Origin of the sequence: Phormidium pseudopriestleyi FRX01, assembly GCF_017313335.1 — a bacterium.
Lineage (GTDB): Bacteria > Cyanobacteriota > Cyanobacteriia > Cyanobacteriales > Laspinemataceae > Laspinema > Laspinema pseudopriestleyi.
On the sequence record NZ_JAFLQW010000582.1, the window covers coordinates 1 to 17487 of the forward strand.

At 48.8% G+C, this 17487-nt stretch carries 12 protein-coding genes; 3 read left to right on the plus strand and 9 right to left on the minus strand.

Translation table 11 applies throughout. The features are described 5' to 3' along the window. On the minus strand, positions 1 to 2185 hold a 2185-nt coding region (locus tag J0895_RS22215; RefSeq protein ID WP_207090174.1), incomplete at its 3' end, for a cation-translocating P-type ATPase. A 435-nt stretch (positions 2186 to 2620) separates the two neighbouring features. On the opposite strand from J0895_RS22215, the gene J0895_RS22220 reads away from it, so the two are divergent. Beyond that, the gene (locus tag J0895_RS22220; protein WP_207090175.1) at positions 2621 to 5044 is read left to right on the plus strand and encodes a single-stranded-DNA-specific exonuclease RecJ; all 2424 of its coding nucleotides are present in this window, start codon (positions 2621 to 2623) and stop codon (positions 5042 to 5044) included. Between the two features lie 106 nt (positions 5045 to 5150). Here the strand turns inward: J0895_RS22220 and J0895_RS22225 are convergent, their stop codons facing one another. Beyond that, positions 5151 to 5861 carry a YdcF family protein gene (locus tag J0895_RS22225; protein ID WP_207090176.1) on the minus strand — a complete coding sequence of 237 codons (711 nt, stop codon included), beginning with the start codon at positions 5859 to 5861 and terminating at the stop codon, positions 5151 to 5153. A gap of 9 nt (positions 5862 to 5870) precedes the next feature. Then, the gene (locus tag J0895_RS22230) at positions 5871 to 6656 is read right to left on the minus strand and encodes a hypothetical protein (protein WP_207090177.1); all 786 of its coding nucleotides are present in this window, start codon (positions 6654 to 6656) and stop codon (positions 5871 to 5873) included. A gap of 776 nt (positions 6657 to 7432) precedes the next feature. On the opposite strand from J0895_RS22230, the gene ctpB reads away from it, so the two are divergent. Continuing rightward, the gene (gene ctpB, locus J0895_RS22235) at positions 7433 to 8728 is read left to right on the plus strand and encodes a carboxyl-terminal processing protease CtpB (protein WP_207090178.1); all 1296 of its coding nucleotides are present in this window, start codon (positions 7433 to 7435) and stop codon (positions 8726 to 8728) included. A 122-nt stretch (positions 8729 to 8850) separates the two neighbouring features. On the opposite strand, the gene J0895_RS22240 is transcribed toward ctpB, so the two are convergent. The 6 genes from J0895_RS22240 to J0895_RS22265 all read right to left on the minus strand — a co-directional run bounded on the left by J0895_RS22240 (position 8851) and on the right by J0895_RS22265 (position 16537). Beyond that, entirely contained in the window at positions 8851 to 11559 is a 2709-nt protein-coding gene (locus J0895_RS22240; RefSeq protein WP_207090179.1) for a NosD domain-containing protein, read from the minus strand. Positions 11560 to 11917: 358 nt separating this feature from the next. After that, a complete protein-coding gene (locus tag J0895_RS22245; RefSeq protein ID WP_207090183.1) occupies positions 11918 to 12430 on the minus strand; it encodes a MogA/MoaB family molybdenum cofactor biosynthesis protein in 513 nt (170 codons plus the stop codon). Between the two features lie 47 nt (positions 12431 to 12477). After that, positions 12478 to 12813, minus strand: a complete 336-nt coding sequence (gene psb28, locus J0895_RS22250; RefSeq protein ID WP_207090180.1) for a photosystem II reaction center protein Psb28 — start codon at positions 12811 to 12813, stop codon at positions 12478 to 12480. Between the two features lie 54 nt (positions 12814 to 12867). Continuing rightward, entirely contained in the window at positions 12868 to 13935 is a 1068-nt protein-coding gene (locus J0895_RS22255; RefSeq protein ID WP_207090181.1) for an LOG family protein, read from the minus strand. A 758-nt stretch (positions 13936 to 14693) separates the two neighbouring features. Next, positions 14694 to 15056: a thioredoxin gene (gene trxA / locus J0895_RS22260; protein WP_263011614.1), complete on the minus strand. Its 363-nt coding sequence runs from the start codon at positions 15054 to 15056 to the stop codon at positions 14694 to 14696. A 317-nt stretch (positions 15057 to 15373) separates the two neighbouring features. Further along, on the minus strand, positions 15374 to 16537 hold the full coding sequence (locus J0895_RS22265; RefSeq protein WP_207090182.1) for a GuaB3 family IMP dehydrogenase-related protein: 1164 nt from the start codon (positions 16535 to 16537) through the stop codon (positions 15374 to 15376). Between the two features lie 275 nt (positions 16538 to 16812). Here J0895_RS22265 and J0895_RS22270 point away from each other — a divergent pair, with 275 nt between their 5' ends. Next, positions 16813 to 17190 (plus strand): VOC family protein, encoded by a 378-nt coding sequence (locus J0895_RS22270; protein WP_207090184.1) that lies wholly within the window; start codon positions 16813 to 16815, stop codon positions 17188 to 17190. Positions 17191 to 17487 lie beyond the last annotated feature (297 nt).

The following is a 17487-nucleotide window of genomic DNA, read 5'->3' on the forward strand; positions in this document are numbered from 1 at the left end:
ACACACTCAATAACACCGTCATAGATTCCCCTAAATTGACGGGTAAAATAAAGGAAATCGCTTTGACCAGGTTACTATATACTGTGCGTCCTTCTTCCACTGCCGCTTCGATGGAGGCAAAGTTATCATCGGTGAGAATGATATCCGCAGATTCTTTAGCAACTTCGGTCCCGGAACCTCCCATTGCAATCCCCACATCGGCTTGTTTGAGGGCCGGTGCATCGTTCACCCCATCTCCCGTCATGGCGACAATCTCACCTCGGGCTTGTAATGCTTCTACGAGGCGGAGTTTTTGTTCCGGTGCCACTCGGGCAAAGACGACGCTATCCTCTAGGTTATTGGCGAGGGTTTGGTCATCCATTTCGCCGATTTGAGTGCCGGTAAAGGCTTGGACGCGACCGTTTTTCTCCATTCCCATGCGTTTGGCGATCACAGCGGCGGTGGTGGCATGGTCTCCGGTAATCATTTTCACCTGAATTCCGGCGTTTTGACAAGCGGCGACGGCGGCGATCGCTTCAGGTCTCGGGGGGTCGATCATCCCCTGTAATCCCATAAAAATTAACCCCTCGTCGATATCTGGGCGATCGATGTTCTTCCGTCCCGAACTGACAGATTTTTTACCAAAGGCTAAGACTCGTAATCCTTGTTCTGCCATGATTTCCACTTCTTCATGCAAGGCGTCGGCATCTAAGGGAATCACCTCACCTTGACTGTCAAAAATTTGGGTACAACGCTTGAGGAGGGATTCTACCGAACCTTTGACATAAATCGTCGGTCCATCGGGGGTATCATGTAAGGTTGCCATATACTGAAACTCGGATTCAAAGGGAATCACATCCAGTTTTGGCAGTTCTTCGGCGATCGCATCTTGAGTTAATCCGGCTTTATTGGCGGCGACAATTAATGCACCTTCCGTCGGGTCCCCCACCACAACCAGATTCCCCTCTTTTTCTTCAATATGGGAATCATTACACAGCAGTCCGGCCCGCAGACATTCTAACAAAATTGGGTTTTGTTGGAAGTCCACTGGGGAATCATTGATGGAAATTTCCCCTTCTGGTGCATATCCTTGACCCGTAACGTAATACTTCTGACCCCCGGCATGAATTTCCTGAACCGTCATCTGATTTTCAGTCAAGGTGCCGGTTTTATCGGAACAAATGACTGTTGCACCTCCGAGGGTTTCCACTGCCGGTAACTTACGCACGATCGCATGACGTCGCGCCATCCGGTTTACCCCAACCGCTAAGGTGACGGTTACCACTGCCGGTAATCCTTCGGGAATCGCACTCACAATCAAGGCGATCGCCGCTTCTAATGCACGGGCGATCGACTCTTGCACTTCCCCGGATGCCTGGTAATAATTATGGAACGCCACCGCCACAGTTAATGCTCCCAATCCCAGGACCAAAATCATCCAAACTTTACTAAATTTGTTAAACTTACGGGTTAAAGGTGTTGTTAAATTGGTCCGTTGGTCAATCAGTTGAGAAATTTTTCCGGTTTCGGTATTATTTCCCGTGGCAATCACAAAACCTCGGGCTTGACCAAAGGTAACCAGTCCTCCAGCATAAGCCATATTAATGCGTTCAGCAAGGGCGGTTTCTGTATCGACTACCGCGCTGTTTTTTTCCACCGGAACCGACTCCCCAGTGAGTCCCGATTCATCAATTTGCAAGTTCCGAACTTGAATCAACCGCAAATCAGCCGGTACTTTGTCCCCGGAATTGAGTAATACTAAATCTCCCGGGACTAATTCTGTGGAAGAAATGCGCTGTTTGTTGCCATCTCGAATTAAAGTGGCTTCCGTGGTGACTGCTTTGGACAGGGCGGCGATCGCACCTTCCGCTTTCCATTCCTGTAGGAACCCAATAATCGCATTAATAATCGTTACCCCCCAAATCACCCAGGCATTCGTCCATTCTTCTAGGAAGGCTTCCACTGCACCGGCCACCAGTAAAATCAAGATTAATGGCTGATTAAATTGGAGGAGAAATTTTAACCATAAAGGTTGGGCTTTTTTGCCAGTTAGTTCATTAGGTCCAAATTCTTTCAGTCGTTCGTTTACGAGGTCGGAATTGAGTCCAGACTCCTCACTAGATTCGAGCAAATTGGCAATTTCTTGCTCCGATAAGCTATGCCATTCTTGGGAAGTTAATTCGCTGGTTTGGTTCGATGCTTGCATAAAATTATCTCTGAATGTGGTAGAGTTTAAATTAATTCCCCAAAATTAGGGTGAATTGATTCCAAAAATGAGCTTGAGGGAGCCTTTATTTTCTAAATACTCACAAAAAAAATGTGAGTATTTAGAAAATCTAACAGGTTTAAACACCCGAGTTTTAAAAACTCGAATGGGTTTACAGAATAAAAGCTATTTAAAAACTTTACTCCCCTGGGATTCTTGGCGTCAGCTAGAGTTCCGTTTAATGTAACATATTCTCAGGAAAGATTGCTGTGTTTGCACTCAGTGCCATGCCATTGCATTCCGGTTCGGGAGAGATGTGGAAAATTGGCAATTCGTCAATGTTTCTGAAGATAGATTTTGAGGTAACCGGCGATCGCTAACCCAAATTCAAGAGACCCGTGGGATAATGAATCAAAACCAGTCCAAGGGGAGGATATGAACGAGCAAACCGTCACCTGGCATCTGCAACAACCCGTAATCCCTCCGGAGTGGTTCCTCGAACAAGTTCGACAGCATCTCAACTCAAACTCCCCGGGTTTATCCGGCCAATATGCGGCAGCATTACTCTGGCAACGGGGAATCCAAGATCGAGAGGAACTGACCCGGTTTTTAAATCCGCAAGACTATCAACCCGCCAGTCCATTTGACTTTGGCGAGGAAATGTCCGCTTGTGTCGATCGCCTCCAACTGGCCCGTAAACAGGGGGAAAAGGTGACCATCTGGGGAGACTTTGATGCCGATGGCATCACCGCCACCAGTGTCTTATGGGACGGACTCGGCCAATTTTTCACCCCCAACAGCCAACTCACCTACGTCATTCCCAACCGCTTAACCCAATCTCACGGTCTGAATCGGTCGGGAATTGACGATTTAGCTGCATCTGGAACGAGTTTAATCGTCACCTGCGATACGGGGAGTACCAATCTGGACGAAATCGAGTATGCTCATCAGTTGGGCATCGATATCATCGTCACGGATCACCATACCTTACCCCCCAGTCGTCCGGGAGTTGCGGCGATCGTGAATCCTCGTTCTCTCCCGGCAAACCATCCCCTGGCCCATCTTTCGGGAGTCGCAGTGGCTTACAAGGTTATAGAAGCCCTGTATAGCACACTTCCGGAAATTCCGCAAGAACCGTTAGAGGCATTATTGGATTTAGTCGCCATTGGATTAATTGCCGACTTGGTACAACTCAGTGGAGATTGCCGATATTTAGCCCAAATGGGACTCCAACGCCTGCATCAGGAGTGGCAGAAATCCCCCCAGGAACGACGCCGACCCGGAGTCGGGGCCTTGTTGGATTTATGCAAACGCAGTGGCGATCGCCCCACGGATATCTCCTTTGGCATTGGTCCGCGCATTAACGCCGTCAGTCGCATTCATGGAGATGCTTCTTTCTGTGTGGAATTACTCACCACCCGCGATCTGCGTCGTGCCCAAAAACTCGCCCAGGACACCGAAATCGCCAACTCTCGACGTCAATCTATCCAAAAAGATGTGGATAAACAGGTCCAACAAAAACTCGATCGCCTCGACCTATCTACCACCGGAGTAATCGTTTTACAAGACCCCCAATGGCCTGCTGGAGTCCTCGGTTTAGTCGCCGGGAAAGTCGCCCAAGAGTACGCCCGTCCCACCATTTTGTTAAGTACCGATTCTGGCAATTCTGCGGTAAAAAACCCGGAGAAAATTCCGCTTTTCAGCGATTCAGCCTCGGCCACATCCTTAACCCTTGCCCGGGGGTCAGCGCGTTCGGTCAAAAATATTGACTTGTATGAATTGGTCAAAGAACAAGAGCATTTATTGCACCGTTTCGGCGGTCATCCCTTTGCCGCTGGGTTAAGTTTACCCGTCCAAAATATTCCTCTATTTACGGAAGCGATTAACCGCTTATTGAAGGAAAAAATGGGAGCAGTTGGAGGCTTGGGAATGCCCGTTGTTCAAGCCGATTTACGCTGTACTGTAGCCGAATTAGGTCAGAATTTGTTTAAAGAAATAAAAGTATTAGAACCTTGCGGAATGGGTAATTCTGTTCCCTTACTTTTGATTGAAAATTGCCGGTTTAAAAATCCAAGTAACCGCAAAATTAAGGATAACAAAGGGCGGAAAATAGAATATATTAAAACCGAGTTTCAGATTTGGGATGAATCTAGTGAAACTGGGTTTCCCGGCCTGTGGTGGGGACATTACCAAGAGGAGTTACCGGCTGTTCCTTGTGATGCCGTGGTTGAACTGGATTACAACAGTTATCAAAACCGCTATGAAGTGCGCTTGATTGCAGTCCGTCCCCGAGAAGCGGGTACCGTGATCACCTCACCGGAAGGGGGGTTACCTATTCTAGATTTTCGCGGCAACCTCATCCAAAAGGGAGAAGAAGAGAGGGAAGAATTAGACGGTTGCGAGGGGTTGAATGTCGATCGCACTGCCTCCATTGTGTTAGAAACCTGTCCTAGTAGTTGGGAGGAGTTGCATCAGTGGTTAGAGTTGGCAAACCAGACTCAAAAGACTCTGGCGATCGCCTATCCCCCGCCAAAACCTGTTTCCCCCCTGCAAGTTTGGCACCAGTTGGTGGGGGTGGCTAAATATCTCAGCCGAACCGGACAAAGAGCAACTCGGGAACAATTATGTTCTAAGCTATCCATGAGCGATCGCACCTTAGAAATCGGCATCCAAGCCTTAATCGCCGGAGGTTTTCAAGTCAAGACAATGGGAGATAGTTTGCAGGTTATCTCGGGACCATTGACCCATCCTCTCGGCGTTAGCGATCGCTTTTTTGCGGCAGTTGAGGAGGAACAGTTTCGGCGCAATTATTTTTATCAAGTTCCCCTCTCTACCCTCCAGGCGATCGGGCTAAGTTAAGGTGAATGGGAGTGATGGGGTGAAAACGACTGAAGTCGTTACTACAAACTGACTTTTTAAGAAACGACTGAAGTCGTTACTACAAACTGACCTATCCTCCCCTCTATCAATCCAACTGACCTTGATGCTCACATTGATAATCCTCGGGTTGCCATTGGGTGAGATCAATTTCACTCAGGCGTTGCACTTGCTGACAGTCGGGGGAATAGAATGGCTCAATGAGGGTCCAAATTAAACTGCGGGTGACATCTAAAACGGTTTTTAGCCAAAACTCTTTATTGCCAGGGATGCCTTCTTCAGGTACGGTTTCTATTTCTACCGCAATGTTTTTTGCACCTAACAAAATCTGTGCTAACCACTTAGCGCGAGGGAGATGGGTTTGCGAGGTGATGACTTTGACTTTCTTGACATCCCACTGTTTTAAGAGTTCACCACTAAAGGTAAAGTTGGTAAAGGTGGAATAGGCGCATTGTTCTAGCCAGACATTCTGAACAGGAGCGCGATCGCGCTCAAAAATTAACTGCACACAAGGGGCGGCAGAACCTTGGGAAATCACAATGGGAATTTCTGGATGCTGTCTGGCAAATTGGGTGACGTACATTTCTCGTTTGATGCTACCACCCAGGACTAAAATAGCATCAACCGGACCGGAGGCAGCCGACTGTAACCGGGTAATCTGGGCAGTCGCCAATCCGCCGAGGATGCCGAGGATGAGGAAACAAATAAAAATAACTCCCGTGACAATTTTCTTTGTTTTCCTTCTGCCTCGATTTCCTAACGGAGGAGGATTGGGTTGGGAACGGGATTTTTGCTTCATGGCGATCGCCTAGGGAGTCTCCGGTAGCACAAAAATCACTTGACCGTCCTCGATGATTTGTTTGGAGGCCCCCAGGTTGAGCATTTCTTGTTCGGCGCGTTGTTTAACCGATTCATTCATACTATTTTGATAAACCTCATTCCAGGACCACAGGCGAATCCGAGTGCTATCGGGTTCGGTTCTTAGGAAGTCCGCTGCACTTTGATAGAGGTCTGCATAGCCTTCGTACTCTGTCCCTAAAGCCCATTGCGCTGCCATTTCGTGGGATTCAATACTGCCGGGAATATCCCCAAGTAACAGCAGTTGATCCAGTCCTTTGAAGCGCCATACCAGAAAGGCTTTTGGATTGATTTCCGGGGACAAGGCAGCTAGACCCCGTTCCATGTATTGGATGCCAAGTTCGGGTTCCCCTTGGGCGAAGGAAACGGCGGTGGAGATAAACGGATACATTTCGGCGAAGCGGGGATCGAGACGGGTAATGAGGTCGAAGTATTCGTTATTTAAGGCATAGCCGATTTGGTCTCGGATCTCCTCATCTCCAAAATATTGCGCCCATTTGAGGAAGGCATAGTTGGCGATCATGTTATTGAAACCGAGGGTGGGCGATCGCTTCAGTATTTGGAGTTGTAGGGCTTCTTGTTGTTGAGCTTGTCTGGGGTCGAGTTGGGCTAGGCGGGGGCTTCCTAGGCCGGTCTGCTGTATGATTATGGCTCCAGCGAGGGCGACAATGGCGATCGCCACCGTCCTCCATTCTCCCCACCGTCGCAAGGTAGCAGTTTGTACTTTAGATTCCACTACACCCTTCTCCTGATGTTAATTCTTATGACTTGGCGGTAACCCCGGCCAGTGGTTCAAGTCCCTAGGTCTTGCTTAGTCTCCTTCGGACTCTCAACCTAAGTTTGCTCTGTCTCCTAGGGTATCTGCCCCAAAGAGTTCAACCCGGATCCCCGAGTTACAGAATTTACAACATCTACAGATTAACTTAAAAAATATTGCATCCGAACATACTCCGCTTGACAAATATTTTAGCTACACTAGAAACAACCTCAATTAAATCATCCGTGTGTCAACATCCATTCGGCGATTTCAGGGACGCTCCCTAGTCCAGTCATCCGGAAACCGTTTCCGTTTTCGTGAAGTCACTGCTAGTCAGGGGAGCAAGTCCGGTTACTCCATTGTCACCCCATTTTATAACTTGACGGGTTAAAGGGCCACCAACCTCTCCAAGATAAACGGGAGCAGATGTTGCAAGTCATTGAAATTGTTGGCACGGCTGCTATAGAGAGCAGTAGCCCTTGTCTAATCCCGGGCACGGTTGAGGAATTCGAGCTAGGGCTGAATTGACCCAAACTAGACCCGTTTTGGGTTAAGGCTGGGGCTAACAAAGCCCTCTTTTTTGGAACCATACCCCCTGATTTGGAAGATTAACGATGACTAAACCGGCTCGATTATCAGTCCCTAAATTCAAAAATTTGAGCGTCTAAAGAATCAATTTTAAACCCGTTGGTTCTGCGCATAAAATTCTGTAACAAATTGTCTCTATTCGTTAAACCCCTAATCCCGCAATTTACATGAATCAATACTCAAAACGGAACTCTTTGCTGCAAATTGCCCTATTTGGTGGGGCATTTGCCACCACTGCTGCCCTAACCCTGTTAACACCCCTTGGCTCCCGGTCGGTGCGAGCACAGCTTCAAAATAGTCCCAAGGCGATTGTGGATGAAGTCTGGCAAATCGTGAATCGGGATTATGTGGATGGCTCATTTAATCAGGTGAATTGGGAAGCAACGCGCACGGAGTTGTTAAGTCAGGAATATTCATCACCGGAACAAGCTTACGCCGCAGTACGAGTTGCTTTAGCCAAATTAAACGACCCCTACACACGATTTTTAGACCCAGAACAGTTTGAGGATTTGACCACTCAAACCTCGGGGGAAATGTCTGGGGTGGGGATGCGTTTAGAACTGAATGCAGATACCCAAAAAATCACGGTGGTTGAACCGATGGAAAATTCCCCGGCGAAGAAAGCGGGACTGCAATCGGGGGACCAAATTTTGCAGATTGACGATCGCCCCACCCAAGGGATGAAAGTCGAAGAGGCGGCCCAATTGATTCGGGGAAAAGAAGGGACGGAAGTGAGTTTGCGGGTCTATCGCTCAACTCAAGGGGAATTTGATGTCATCTTAGAACGCGCGCGGATCGAACTACAAGCGGTTCGCTATAATATCCGCGCTGAAGGTGGAACCAATGTCGGTTATATCCAGTTATCTGAGTTTAGTTCCCATGCGGCTGAACAAATGCGCGATGCGATCGCGGAACTGAGCGATCGCGGTGTGGATGCGTTTGTTTTGGATTTGCGCGGCAATCCGGGCGGTTTATTGTACGCGAGTATTGATATCGCTCGGATGTGGTTAGATAGTGGGGAAATCGTTCGCACGGTCGATCGCAATGGCGGCAGTCAAGATTTCCGCGCCAATCGTTCGGCGATCGCCAAGCAACCTCTGGCGGTTTTAGTGGATAAAAACTCCGCTAGTGCCAGCGAAATCTTATCCGGTGCACTCAAAGATAACCGCCGCGCTACGATTATTGGCACTTCCACCTTTGGCAAGGCATTGGTGCAGTCGGTTCATTCTCTCTCTGATGGATCGGGGTTAACGGTGACGATCGCCCATTACTACACCCCCAATGGTACCGATATCTCCCATCTTGGCATCACCCCAGATATCGCGATCGACTTGAGCAATGAGGACAAACGCCGTCTAGCAGCCAATCCCCAACTCCGGGGAACCTCCGATGACCCCTGCTATGCTCGTGCGGTTGCTTCGTTGCTGGCACAAGTCCAACCTGAACCCTTAGCAATTCAGTAAACTCTCTTTTTCTGGCATTTTTTAACCTAAAAAGACGAGCAACAAAGGACAAGAAACCCGGTTTCTAATCAGTAAAAGAGGGACGCAAATCTGATGCGTCCCTCTTTTTTTGCTTCAAGGCATCAATCCAAAAACATGATATTATCTGCGGTTAAATTGCCGATTCCTAGATCGACACGGGCGATCGCACCGGAGGTAAAATCTCCATCATCATCGATATACAGTTTTCCCGTATCCGTTGCATAGCCAATCCGAGCATTACTGCTAGTAATGGCTAAAATATTAGCCTGAGTATCCTCAATTACCGTCTCCGTTCCATCCATCAAGGATGCATTGAACAGGGTGACTGGGGTTCCCCCAGATACACCCGAGAGATTCTCCGTAAAGGCGATCGCATCTCCATCGCTTCCAAAGGTAAAATCCGTCATGCGATCGCTGGCAGTTCCCGGGGAATTCACCGTGGCATAGACAAAGATATCTTGACCTTTTCCACCCGTCAACGTATCCACCCCATCTCCGGGGAACAACAGGTCATTTCCATCAGTGCCTTGCAACCTGTCGGGACCGCTAGAACCCGTAATAATATTAATCTGAGGTTGATTATCCACCACGACCACTGCCGGATTATTCGACGCCATCACCCGAATTTCCTCAGAGGTATTACTAAAGCTGTTGTTCTCCAGAAACGCATTGGTCACTTCCGGTTCAACCACTATCCCGACTGGTGCATTCTCGATCGCATTATTCGCCAAGGTGACATTCTCGGAATTAGAAACTAGCTTAATCCCAATCCCATCCCGATCTGAGCCGACGGGTAAATTGGATAAATTTCCATTATCCCCTAATCTCACCTGATTGTCTTCAACTTCAGACTCAGATAAAGACCCCAAGATGCCAAAATCCACCGATTCAAGGGTGTTATTGCGAACGATCGCACTCATCGCCGAATCAAACAGTCCCAAGACAATCCCGCCACTGCCTTGAATCAAATTATTCTCCACCGTTGCTGTGGCGGCATCCTCCAAATTGATGCCATCAAGAGCATCAAAAATTCGCACATTCTCAATGACCAAATTCTCAATCGCCCTCCCATTCTCGGGTTGGACTGCCAGAATATCTCCATTGGTTTCAATGCCATCCAGGGTGACATTACTGGCGAGAATTCTAATACTGATTCCCCCTGTTTCAGAGGAAATCATTGTCTCATTCGTCCCGCGATCGCTATCGTTTCCGGCTACACCGGCATGAAACCCTTTAATCGTCAAGGCTTTATCAATTTCCAGGAGTTCCGAGTAGGTTCCGCTACTCACAATAATGGTATCTCCCGGGTTAGTTTCGGCAATGGCGGTTTGAATTGAGGTATAAACCTGGTAGATTTCCAGAGTTTCTGTATCCGTTTCCGGGTCATTAGCTGCAATTTCAATCTCGAAATAATTGCGATCGCTCAGGTTTTCGGTATCGGTGAGTAAAATCTCCCCGGTTTCAGGATCGAGTGCAAATAGGTCGGAGACTGACTCTCCCTCACTATCGATGACATCCAGAAGGGAATACTCAGTATTACTGGAATTTCCCTCAGTCGAAATCAGGGCGATCGCGCCTAGGGGAGTGGTTTCATTTGCCACAAAGACTTGACGAGGCGCAGGGGGAATGGGATTACTCGGCGGAAAAAACAGCACCGGCTCACTATCCGGATCCGGAGGTGGCTTAATAAAAGCGCTGCGAGTCACTTCTATTTCGGCTTTCCTCACTCCCTGTAATATGGCTAAATACTCCCCAGTTCGTTTGTCTTGAATGATGGTATTGCCGGAATTTGCATCACCCTCTTGTATAAAGTTTAAATTCTCAAACCGGAGTTCGTCGAGCAGTTCAATTTCATCTTCGCCGACGGTAAAATCAACAATCAGATTAGCTTCGCTGCGGGTGAAACTCCCGTTTCCTCGGGCCAGGATGAAGCGATCGCCGCCTTCTCCTCCGATTAACGTATCGCGCCCGAAACCAGCAACTAGGATATCATTTCCCCCGCCCCCGTCGAGGAAATTATCTCCTTCGTTGGCATATAAAGTATCATCTTCCTCTCCTCCATAGAGAATATCGTTCCCTTCATTTCCATTTAACCAGTTGTTTCCCTCATCCGCAAAAATCTGGTCGTCACCTTCTCCACCCGAGATGGTATTGTTTCCGCCGTTCCCAAATAAAATGTCATTCCCTTTGTCGCCAAAAATGAGAGCATTTCCGTCGCCACCATAAACCGTATCATCATCTTGTCCACCATAGAGGGTATCATCGCCTCCATTGCCCACTAAAAAATCATTGCCCTGATTTCCGAATAACAGGTTATTTCCTTCCACCGCATAGAGGGTGTCATTCCCTTCGTTGCCAAACAGGACATCATTCCCTTTGTCGCCATAGATCCCGTCATTTCCGTCCCCACCCAAAACCGTATCGTCACCCTGTCCACCATAAATAATATCGTTTCCCGGGTCCCCGACTAACCAGTCGTTCCCCTGATTTCCGAACAGGATGTTGTTCCCGCCCACCCCATAGAGGAAGTCGTTTCCTTCATTACCATACAGGACGTTATTTCCAGCTTGGCCCACCAAGGTATCATTACCAAGGCCGCCAAACAGGGTATCATCATCATTGGGTCCTGCTGAGAGGAAATCGTTGCCCTGATTCCCTAGGATGTAGTTCACTCCGGGATTCCCCTGAATCAAGTCATCCCCTGGACTGCCCAGGATCGTATCATTGCCATCGGGTCCCAGTAAAATTTCGGACTGAGCGGGTAAGGGTTCTATGCTATTGTTGGGATCTGTCCCATTGATGGCTACCATTTTTTTTCCTGTTAAATATTATTAACTTTGAGCTTGCCCAAGTTTGGATGTTTTTTTCCTAAGTAATTATACGGTTTCCCGTAAGACTACTGAGAATAAGCTCTCAATTTCTGTATAAAATATGCCGGTAATTACATAAGATGCGGGGATTTCACCCAGAAAGGCGCTCGATACCCGGGATGAGATCCGGGCAGAAATGGGCTTTGGGAACTAAAATTATGGAGATTAGCCCACAATCACCGCCCCCAAAACTCCCGAGACGGATGAACCGATGGGGGGCGGCTGTCGTCGCCGGTCCTGGGTTGATTGAGAACAGCAAAAGTCCTCAGTCCGTCCCATTATGGTTATAATGACCGCCTCAATGTCCCTCGGATTTTACCTGTTGAGTGAGGTGAATTAATTCAGGTAAAATGAGCTGATTGAGGGCCAGTTTGACCGCCCCGGTTGAACCGGGAATGGAGAAAATTAACTTAGATTGATAAAGGCCAGCGATCGCCCGCGAGGCGATCGCCCGTGACCCGATTTCTTGATAGCTTAAGGCGCGAAATATTTCCCCAAAACCGGGTAAAGTCTTCTCTAGCAAAAGGGCGATCGCATCATAAGTCGTATCCCTCGGCGCGATCCCAGTTCCTCCATTAAAAATGACCGCCTCCAACTCCGGACGCTGACCCAGAGCGATGAGATGGCCCTGAATCTGCGCCGGTTCATCGGGAAGAATCGTATAATCTACCACGGCATGAGCGTTCTGGAGCAGTAACGCTTGAATCAATTGGCCGCTGCGGTCCGTTTCTGGGGTGCGCGTGTCGCTAATCGTGACGATGGCGCAATTGACGGCAACCGTTTGAGAGTCGGGATGAGGGATATTTGTCATAGCATTTTGAAGGCGATCGCGCCGGAGTTGAGACCCTTGTCCAAGGGTTACGCCTTGCTGAACCCTAAACCATTTTCCTTGGCGTAGCGTTCCATAAAGCGCATAAACCGCTCCCAATCAGCTTGGGATTTCATCACATGGGTCGCTTCGATGCCGTCAGCTTGTCCGTTGACGAATTTACCCTTGACATCCCGGCAAGCGATTTCGCCTTCTTCATCCAGCAAGTACATTCCGGTAATCTCATCGGTACTGTCCTTGTCCAGAATCGCGGGATTTTTGAAGTAAAAGGTCGCGGTCCCCTGGGTGCCATCTTTAGAGCGAGTTAGGCGCACGTCTGGGACCACATCTTCCTTGAGGCCTCGGGAAAACTGAATTTCAGTCATGTTCTTGTAAAGTTTTATAAACGACTCTGGGGATTATTTTCTCATCTTTGGGCCTTATTTGCGCTCGGGATGAGCTGATTCTACAGAATTTGAGTCGCCAAGGGTGTTGATTCGGCCAATCAATTGGTACATTCGTCCGGCATCGCGGCGGTTAAAGAAGAAAATCAGGCGGGGGAGTTCAAAGGTTTCATCTCCGGTTTCTTCCGGTAATCCTCGGCTTTTTTCGATGATGCCTCGGACGAGGATATCGCTAAACTCTTCATTGAGTTGGGCGATCGCCTCATCGGAGAGTTCGGTTTTGAGGCGAATCACAAAGCGATCGCCCACATAGCGACTGGAGTGATAAACCTGATAGAAACTGCGAACCGCTTCACAGGCGACCTCGACGTTATCCGTAATCGTGTAAAGACTGCAATCATGGGGACTAATTAAGCCCCGGTGCAGCAGGTGCTTGCGGATATAGGCATCCCAGTCTTTCCAGTAGTCGCCCCCGGGACGGTCGATTAGGACCACGGGACAGGGACCAAACCGTCCAGTTTGCCCCAAGGTGACGCATTCAAAGGCTTCATCTTGAGTGCCAAATCCCCCGGGGAACAGGGCGATCGCATCACTTTCCTTGAGGAAAAATAATTTGCGGGTAAAGAAGTATTTGAATTCGACTAAATTCCCTGGGTCAATATAGGGGTTAGCTTCCTGCTCAAAGGGCAGTTGAATGTTTAAGCCAAAGGAGTTGGCTGTGGTGGCTCCTTTATTGCCTGCTTCCATAATGCCACCCCCGGCACCGGTCATGACCATAAATCCCTGCTGGACTACTGCACGGCCAAAGGCTTCAGCAATCTGGTATTCAGGGGTCTCCGGTTGGATTCGCGCTGACCCAAAAATCGTAATTTTCCGGGTATGGCGATGGGGATGAAAGGCTTGAAAGGCGGCTTCCATATCGAGTAATGCTGCACTGAGAATTTTCCAGTCCAGACGTTCAATGTCTTCGCCGGTGAGGCGAACGAGAGTGGAGAGCGATCGCTCAATCCATTTTCTAAACTTGAGGTTCGGCAACTCATCAATGAGTTCATTAATCTGGGCCTGGAGGCGATCGAGAGAGTCAGAAGAGTAAGGGGACGCCATAAATATCATAAAGGCTGCACCTTGATTCTATCTAAAAGCGATCCCCAGTGGCAGAAAAACTGATGGGGGTAGAGATTTTTCCCGCTACAGGATTAGGTCCCCGGGACCCGAAACCCCGTTTCTGGCCCTTGCTTTGTTCCTCATTCTCAGTATTTTTGTTGATATAGCCAGTCTTGCAGCAGTTTGACACCTCACCCCCGTCCCCCTTCGACCCCCTTCGACCCTTCGACTGGCTCAGGGCTCAGGGCTCAGGACAGGCTTCGACCCCCTTCGACCCCCTTCGACAAGCTCAGGACAGGCTTCGACTGGCTCAGGGCTCAGGACAGGCTTCGACTGGCTCAGGGCTCAGGGCTCAGGACAGGCCTCTCCCGCTTTGGGCCGCCGACGGTTGGGGGCCGCCGAGGGTCCATTCGCCTAATCATTTAGAACCGCTATAAACCCGGTTTCTAATCGTTACTGTACCCCTGGACTCGATGGTGTTCGGTAAGTTTTAAGCAGGTGGGAGGAGGCAGACAGGATAAACCCGCCCGAGTTCAACCTAGGGCGGGAGAGAGTTTGGACCCCACAGAGTCCAGCGATCGCAAAGTGGATCTGGAGGAGTTCAGTTTGAGTGGGGTCCAAAGAGAACTAAGAATTCGGATCTAACAATTAAAAGGTTTAATGTTGAGCATTCTAAATTCTTAATTCTCAAGAACCAACATTTCTTTATGAAATCTCCAGACAATCCGTTGAGTAAGGGAGTCTCGATGGTGAGTCGATTACTTTGCTATATATTTTTCTAGGGTATTAGCCAAGGTTGTTTTCGGCACAGCGCCGACCACCATATCCACTCGTTGGCCGCCTTTGAAAATCATTAAAGTAGGAATACTTCTGATTCCGTATTGGCTGGCTACGTTCGGGTTTTCGTCGGTATTGACTTTAACGACTTTAACCTGACCGTCGTACTGTTGGGCGATTTCATCGACAACAGGGGCTACCATCCGGCAAGGTCCGCACCAGGGTGCCCAAAAATCGACGAGAACTGGAACCTCGCTATCAAGCACTTCTTGCTTAAAAGTAGAGTCTGTAACTTGTGCGGCTGCTGACATTGCCCTTGATTCCTTTTCTATAGGGTTTCTCAACGAGTAATTTTACCATCCTAGAACCGATCGCCTGTGGTCAGACTTCCTGGCAAGAGGATAGCACGGGGCTAAATCTCATGTATTGGGTCGATTTAGTTGAGGACGATTGGCCTGGATGCAGACTTTAGTTTAGTCTATTTTCGCATTTAAACAAGTTTTCCCGAATAAAAAACCGCCCGAACAGAAGTCCGGGCGGAGTGTGGTGTGAGGAGTGAACGGAAACATGCGTCTCCGCTATATTCTATTGTAAACTACAGATTGCTATGGTGGTGTAAAATTTGTGCAAAGTTTTACACTACCCCAGCAAGCAAGTAAATTTACTTACCCATTCCCAGTTGTTGTGCTTTTTGATAGACTTTTCCTTCCGTGAGCAAAGAAGGAGCGATCGCCACTTCCACCTGTTGCATTTCCTTCATATCCTTGGCCCCTAACGTCCCCATACTGGTTTTCAGCGCCCCGAGGAGGTTATGAGTCCCATCATCCAGACCCGCTGGCCCCCGGAGAATTTGTTCTAAACTCCCGGTACTGCCGACCTGAATCCGCGTCCCCCGAGGCAGCACCGGAGAAGGAGTCGCCATCCCCCAGTGATAGCCTCGTCCGGGAGCTTCTTTCGCCCGAGCGAAGGGAGAGCCAATCATCACCCCATCAGCACCACAGGCAATACATTTACAGATATCTCCCCCAGTCACCAAGCCCCCATCGGCGATGATAGAAACATAGATCCCGGTTTCTCGGTAAAAATTATCCCGTGCCGCAGCACAATCTGCCACTGCCGTTGCCTGGGGAACCCCAATGCCCAAAACCCCGCGAGAAGTACAAGCGGCACCAGGTCCAATCCCCACCATAATCGCCGCTGCACCGGCTTTCATTAACTTCAGGCTCACCTCGTAGGTGACGCAATTTCCCAAAATCACAGGAATCGGCATTTCCTGACAAAACTTAGCCAAGTCCAGAGGAGTGACTGACTCGGGAGATAAGTGATCCGTGGAAACCACGGTGCCCTGGACGAAAAATAAATCGGCCCCCGCTTTGGCAACCGTTGCGCCATACTTAGCAGCCCCTGCCGGAGTCGCACTGACTGCGGCGATCCCGCCTTGGCTCTTAATTTGATGAATACGCTTCTCGATTAACTCGGGCTGAATCGGTTTGGCATAGAGTTCCTGCATCAACCCGACAAACTCTTCTTTGCCGACGGAGGTAATGCGATCGATAATCGGTTCGGGATCTTCATACCTGGTTTGGATGCCTTCCAAATTTAGGACACCCATCGCTCCCAATTGAGAAAGCAAAACTGCCATGCGGACATCAACGACCCCATCCATCGCACTGGCGATGATCGGGATTTCTCTCTCAATCCCGCCAAGGGTCCAGCGCGTATCCGCTAAAGAAGGATCTAGGGTTCTCGTACCCGGGACTAAGGCAATTTCATCTATTCCGTATGCCCGGCGAGCTGTTTTGCCGCGCCCAATTTGAATGTCCACTGCTTCTATCCGTTCCCAAAACTATTTATGCCAGACTATCAAATTTACAGGCAAACTGACCTAGAGTTGTCATTTGTCATTTGTCATTTGCCATTTGTCATTTGTCATTTGTCATTTGTCATTTGTCCTTGGTTGATGGGGGCATGGGGGGCATGGGGGCATGGGGGGCATGGGGGGCATGGGGGGATTCCGGCTTTATCCTTGCGGTAGCCATTTTAAACTCGCAAGAACTTTAGAATAAGAATAGAGAGAAAGTTTATAAAACTTAAAGGATGATGAAGCTGAAACGGATCGGACATATTGCCATTCGCGTCACGGACCTCGATCGCGCGGTGCAATTTTACCACAACTTAGGCATGACCGTGGTCTGGAAGGACCCTGATTGGGCCTATTTAAAAGCCGGAGAGGATGGATTGGCCCTCCTGAGTCCGAGTTACCAACACGCGGGACCCCATTTTGGCTTCGTCTTCAGCGATCGGGCCGAAATTCAGTCCGCCTACGATCGCCTCAAAGCAGAAGGGGCCGATGTCCGCGAAATCCACGATCACCGCGATGGGACTGCCTCATTTTACGGCAAGGACCCGGATGGGAATTGGTTTGAATATCTCTACGAACCCACAACGATTAATCAACTCGCCCGGACTACATCGTAACTATTCTCACCTTATCTCACAGGGTGGTAAGTTCCACCCTGTACCCGCATTGATATCCTCAAGATTTTTACATCGTGCAAAAACCCGGTTTCTTCACCCTATGCAACAGACCAGAAACCGGGTTTTTGGATAATCTTTGATTCTCCACCGAGATGTTTTGTAAAAACCCGGTTTCTCAACCCTACGCAAAAGACCAAAGAATTGAGGTATAATAGTTTTAAATAAACTCCGCCTATAAAAGCTTATGTCTTTGACCATTGAACACTTAAAAAACCTGCAATCTAAACTCCAAAATGA

Bases quoted from the DNA above. Each gene is read 5' to 3' on its own strand.
- psb28 (WP_207090180.1), bottom strand. From the start codon at position 12,813: ATGACTGAAATTCAGTTTTCCCGAGGCCTCAAGGAAGATGTGGTCCCA.
- J0895_RS22245 (WP_207090183.1), bottom strand. From the start codon at position 12,430: ATGACAAATATCCCTCATCCCGACTCTCAAACGGTTGCCGTCAATTGC.
- J0895_RS22220 (WP_207090175.1), top strand. From the start codon at position 2,621: ATGAACGAGCAAACCGTCACCTGGCATCTGCAACAACCCGTAATCCCT.
- J0895_RS22270 (WP_207090184.1), top strand. From the start codon at position 16,813: ATGAAGCTGAAACGGATCGGACATATTGCCATTCGCGTCACGGACCTC.
- J0895_RS22225 (WP_207090176.1), bottom strand. From the start codon at position 5,861: ATGAAGCAAAAATCCCGTTCCCAACCCAATCCTCCTCCGTTAGGAAAT.
- J0895_RS22240 (WP_207090179.1), bottom strand. From the start codon at position 11,559: ATGGTAGCCATCAATGGGACAGATCCCAACAATAGCATAGAACCCTTA.
- ctpB (WP_207090178.1), top strand. From the start codon at position 7,433: ATGAATCAATACTCAAAACGGAACTCTTTGCTGCAAATTGCCCTATTT.
- J0895_RS22255 (WP_207090181.1), bottom strand. From the start codon at position 13,935: ATGGCGTCCCCTTACTCTTCTGACTCTCTCGATCGCCTCCAGGCCCAG.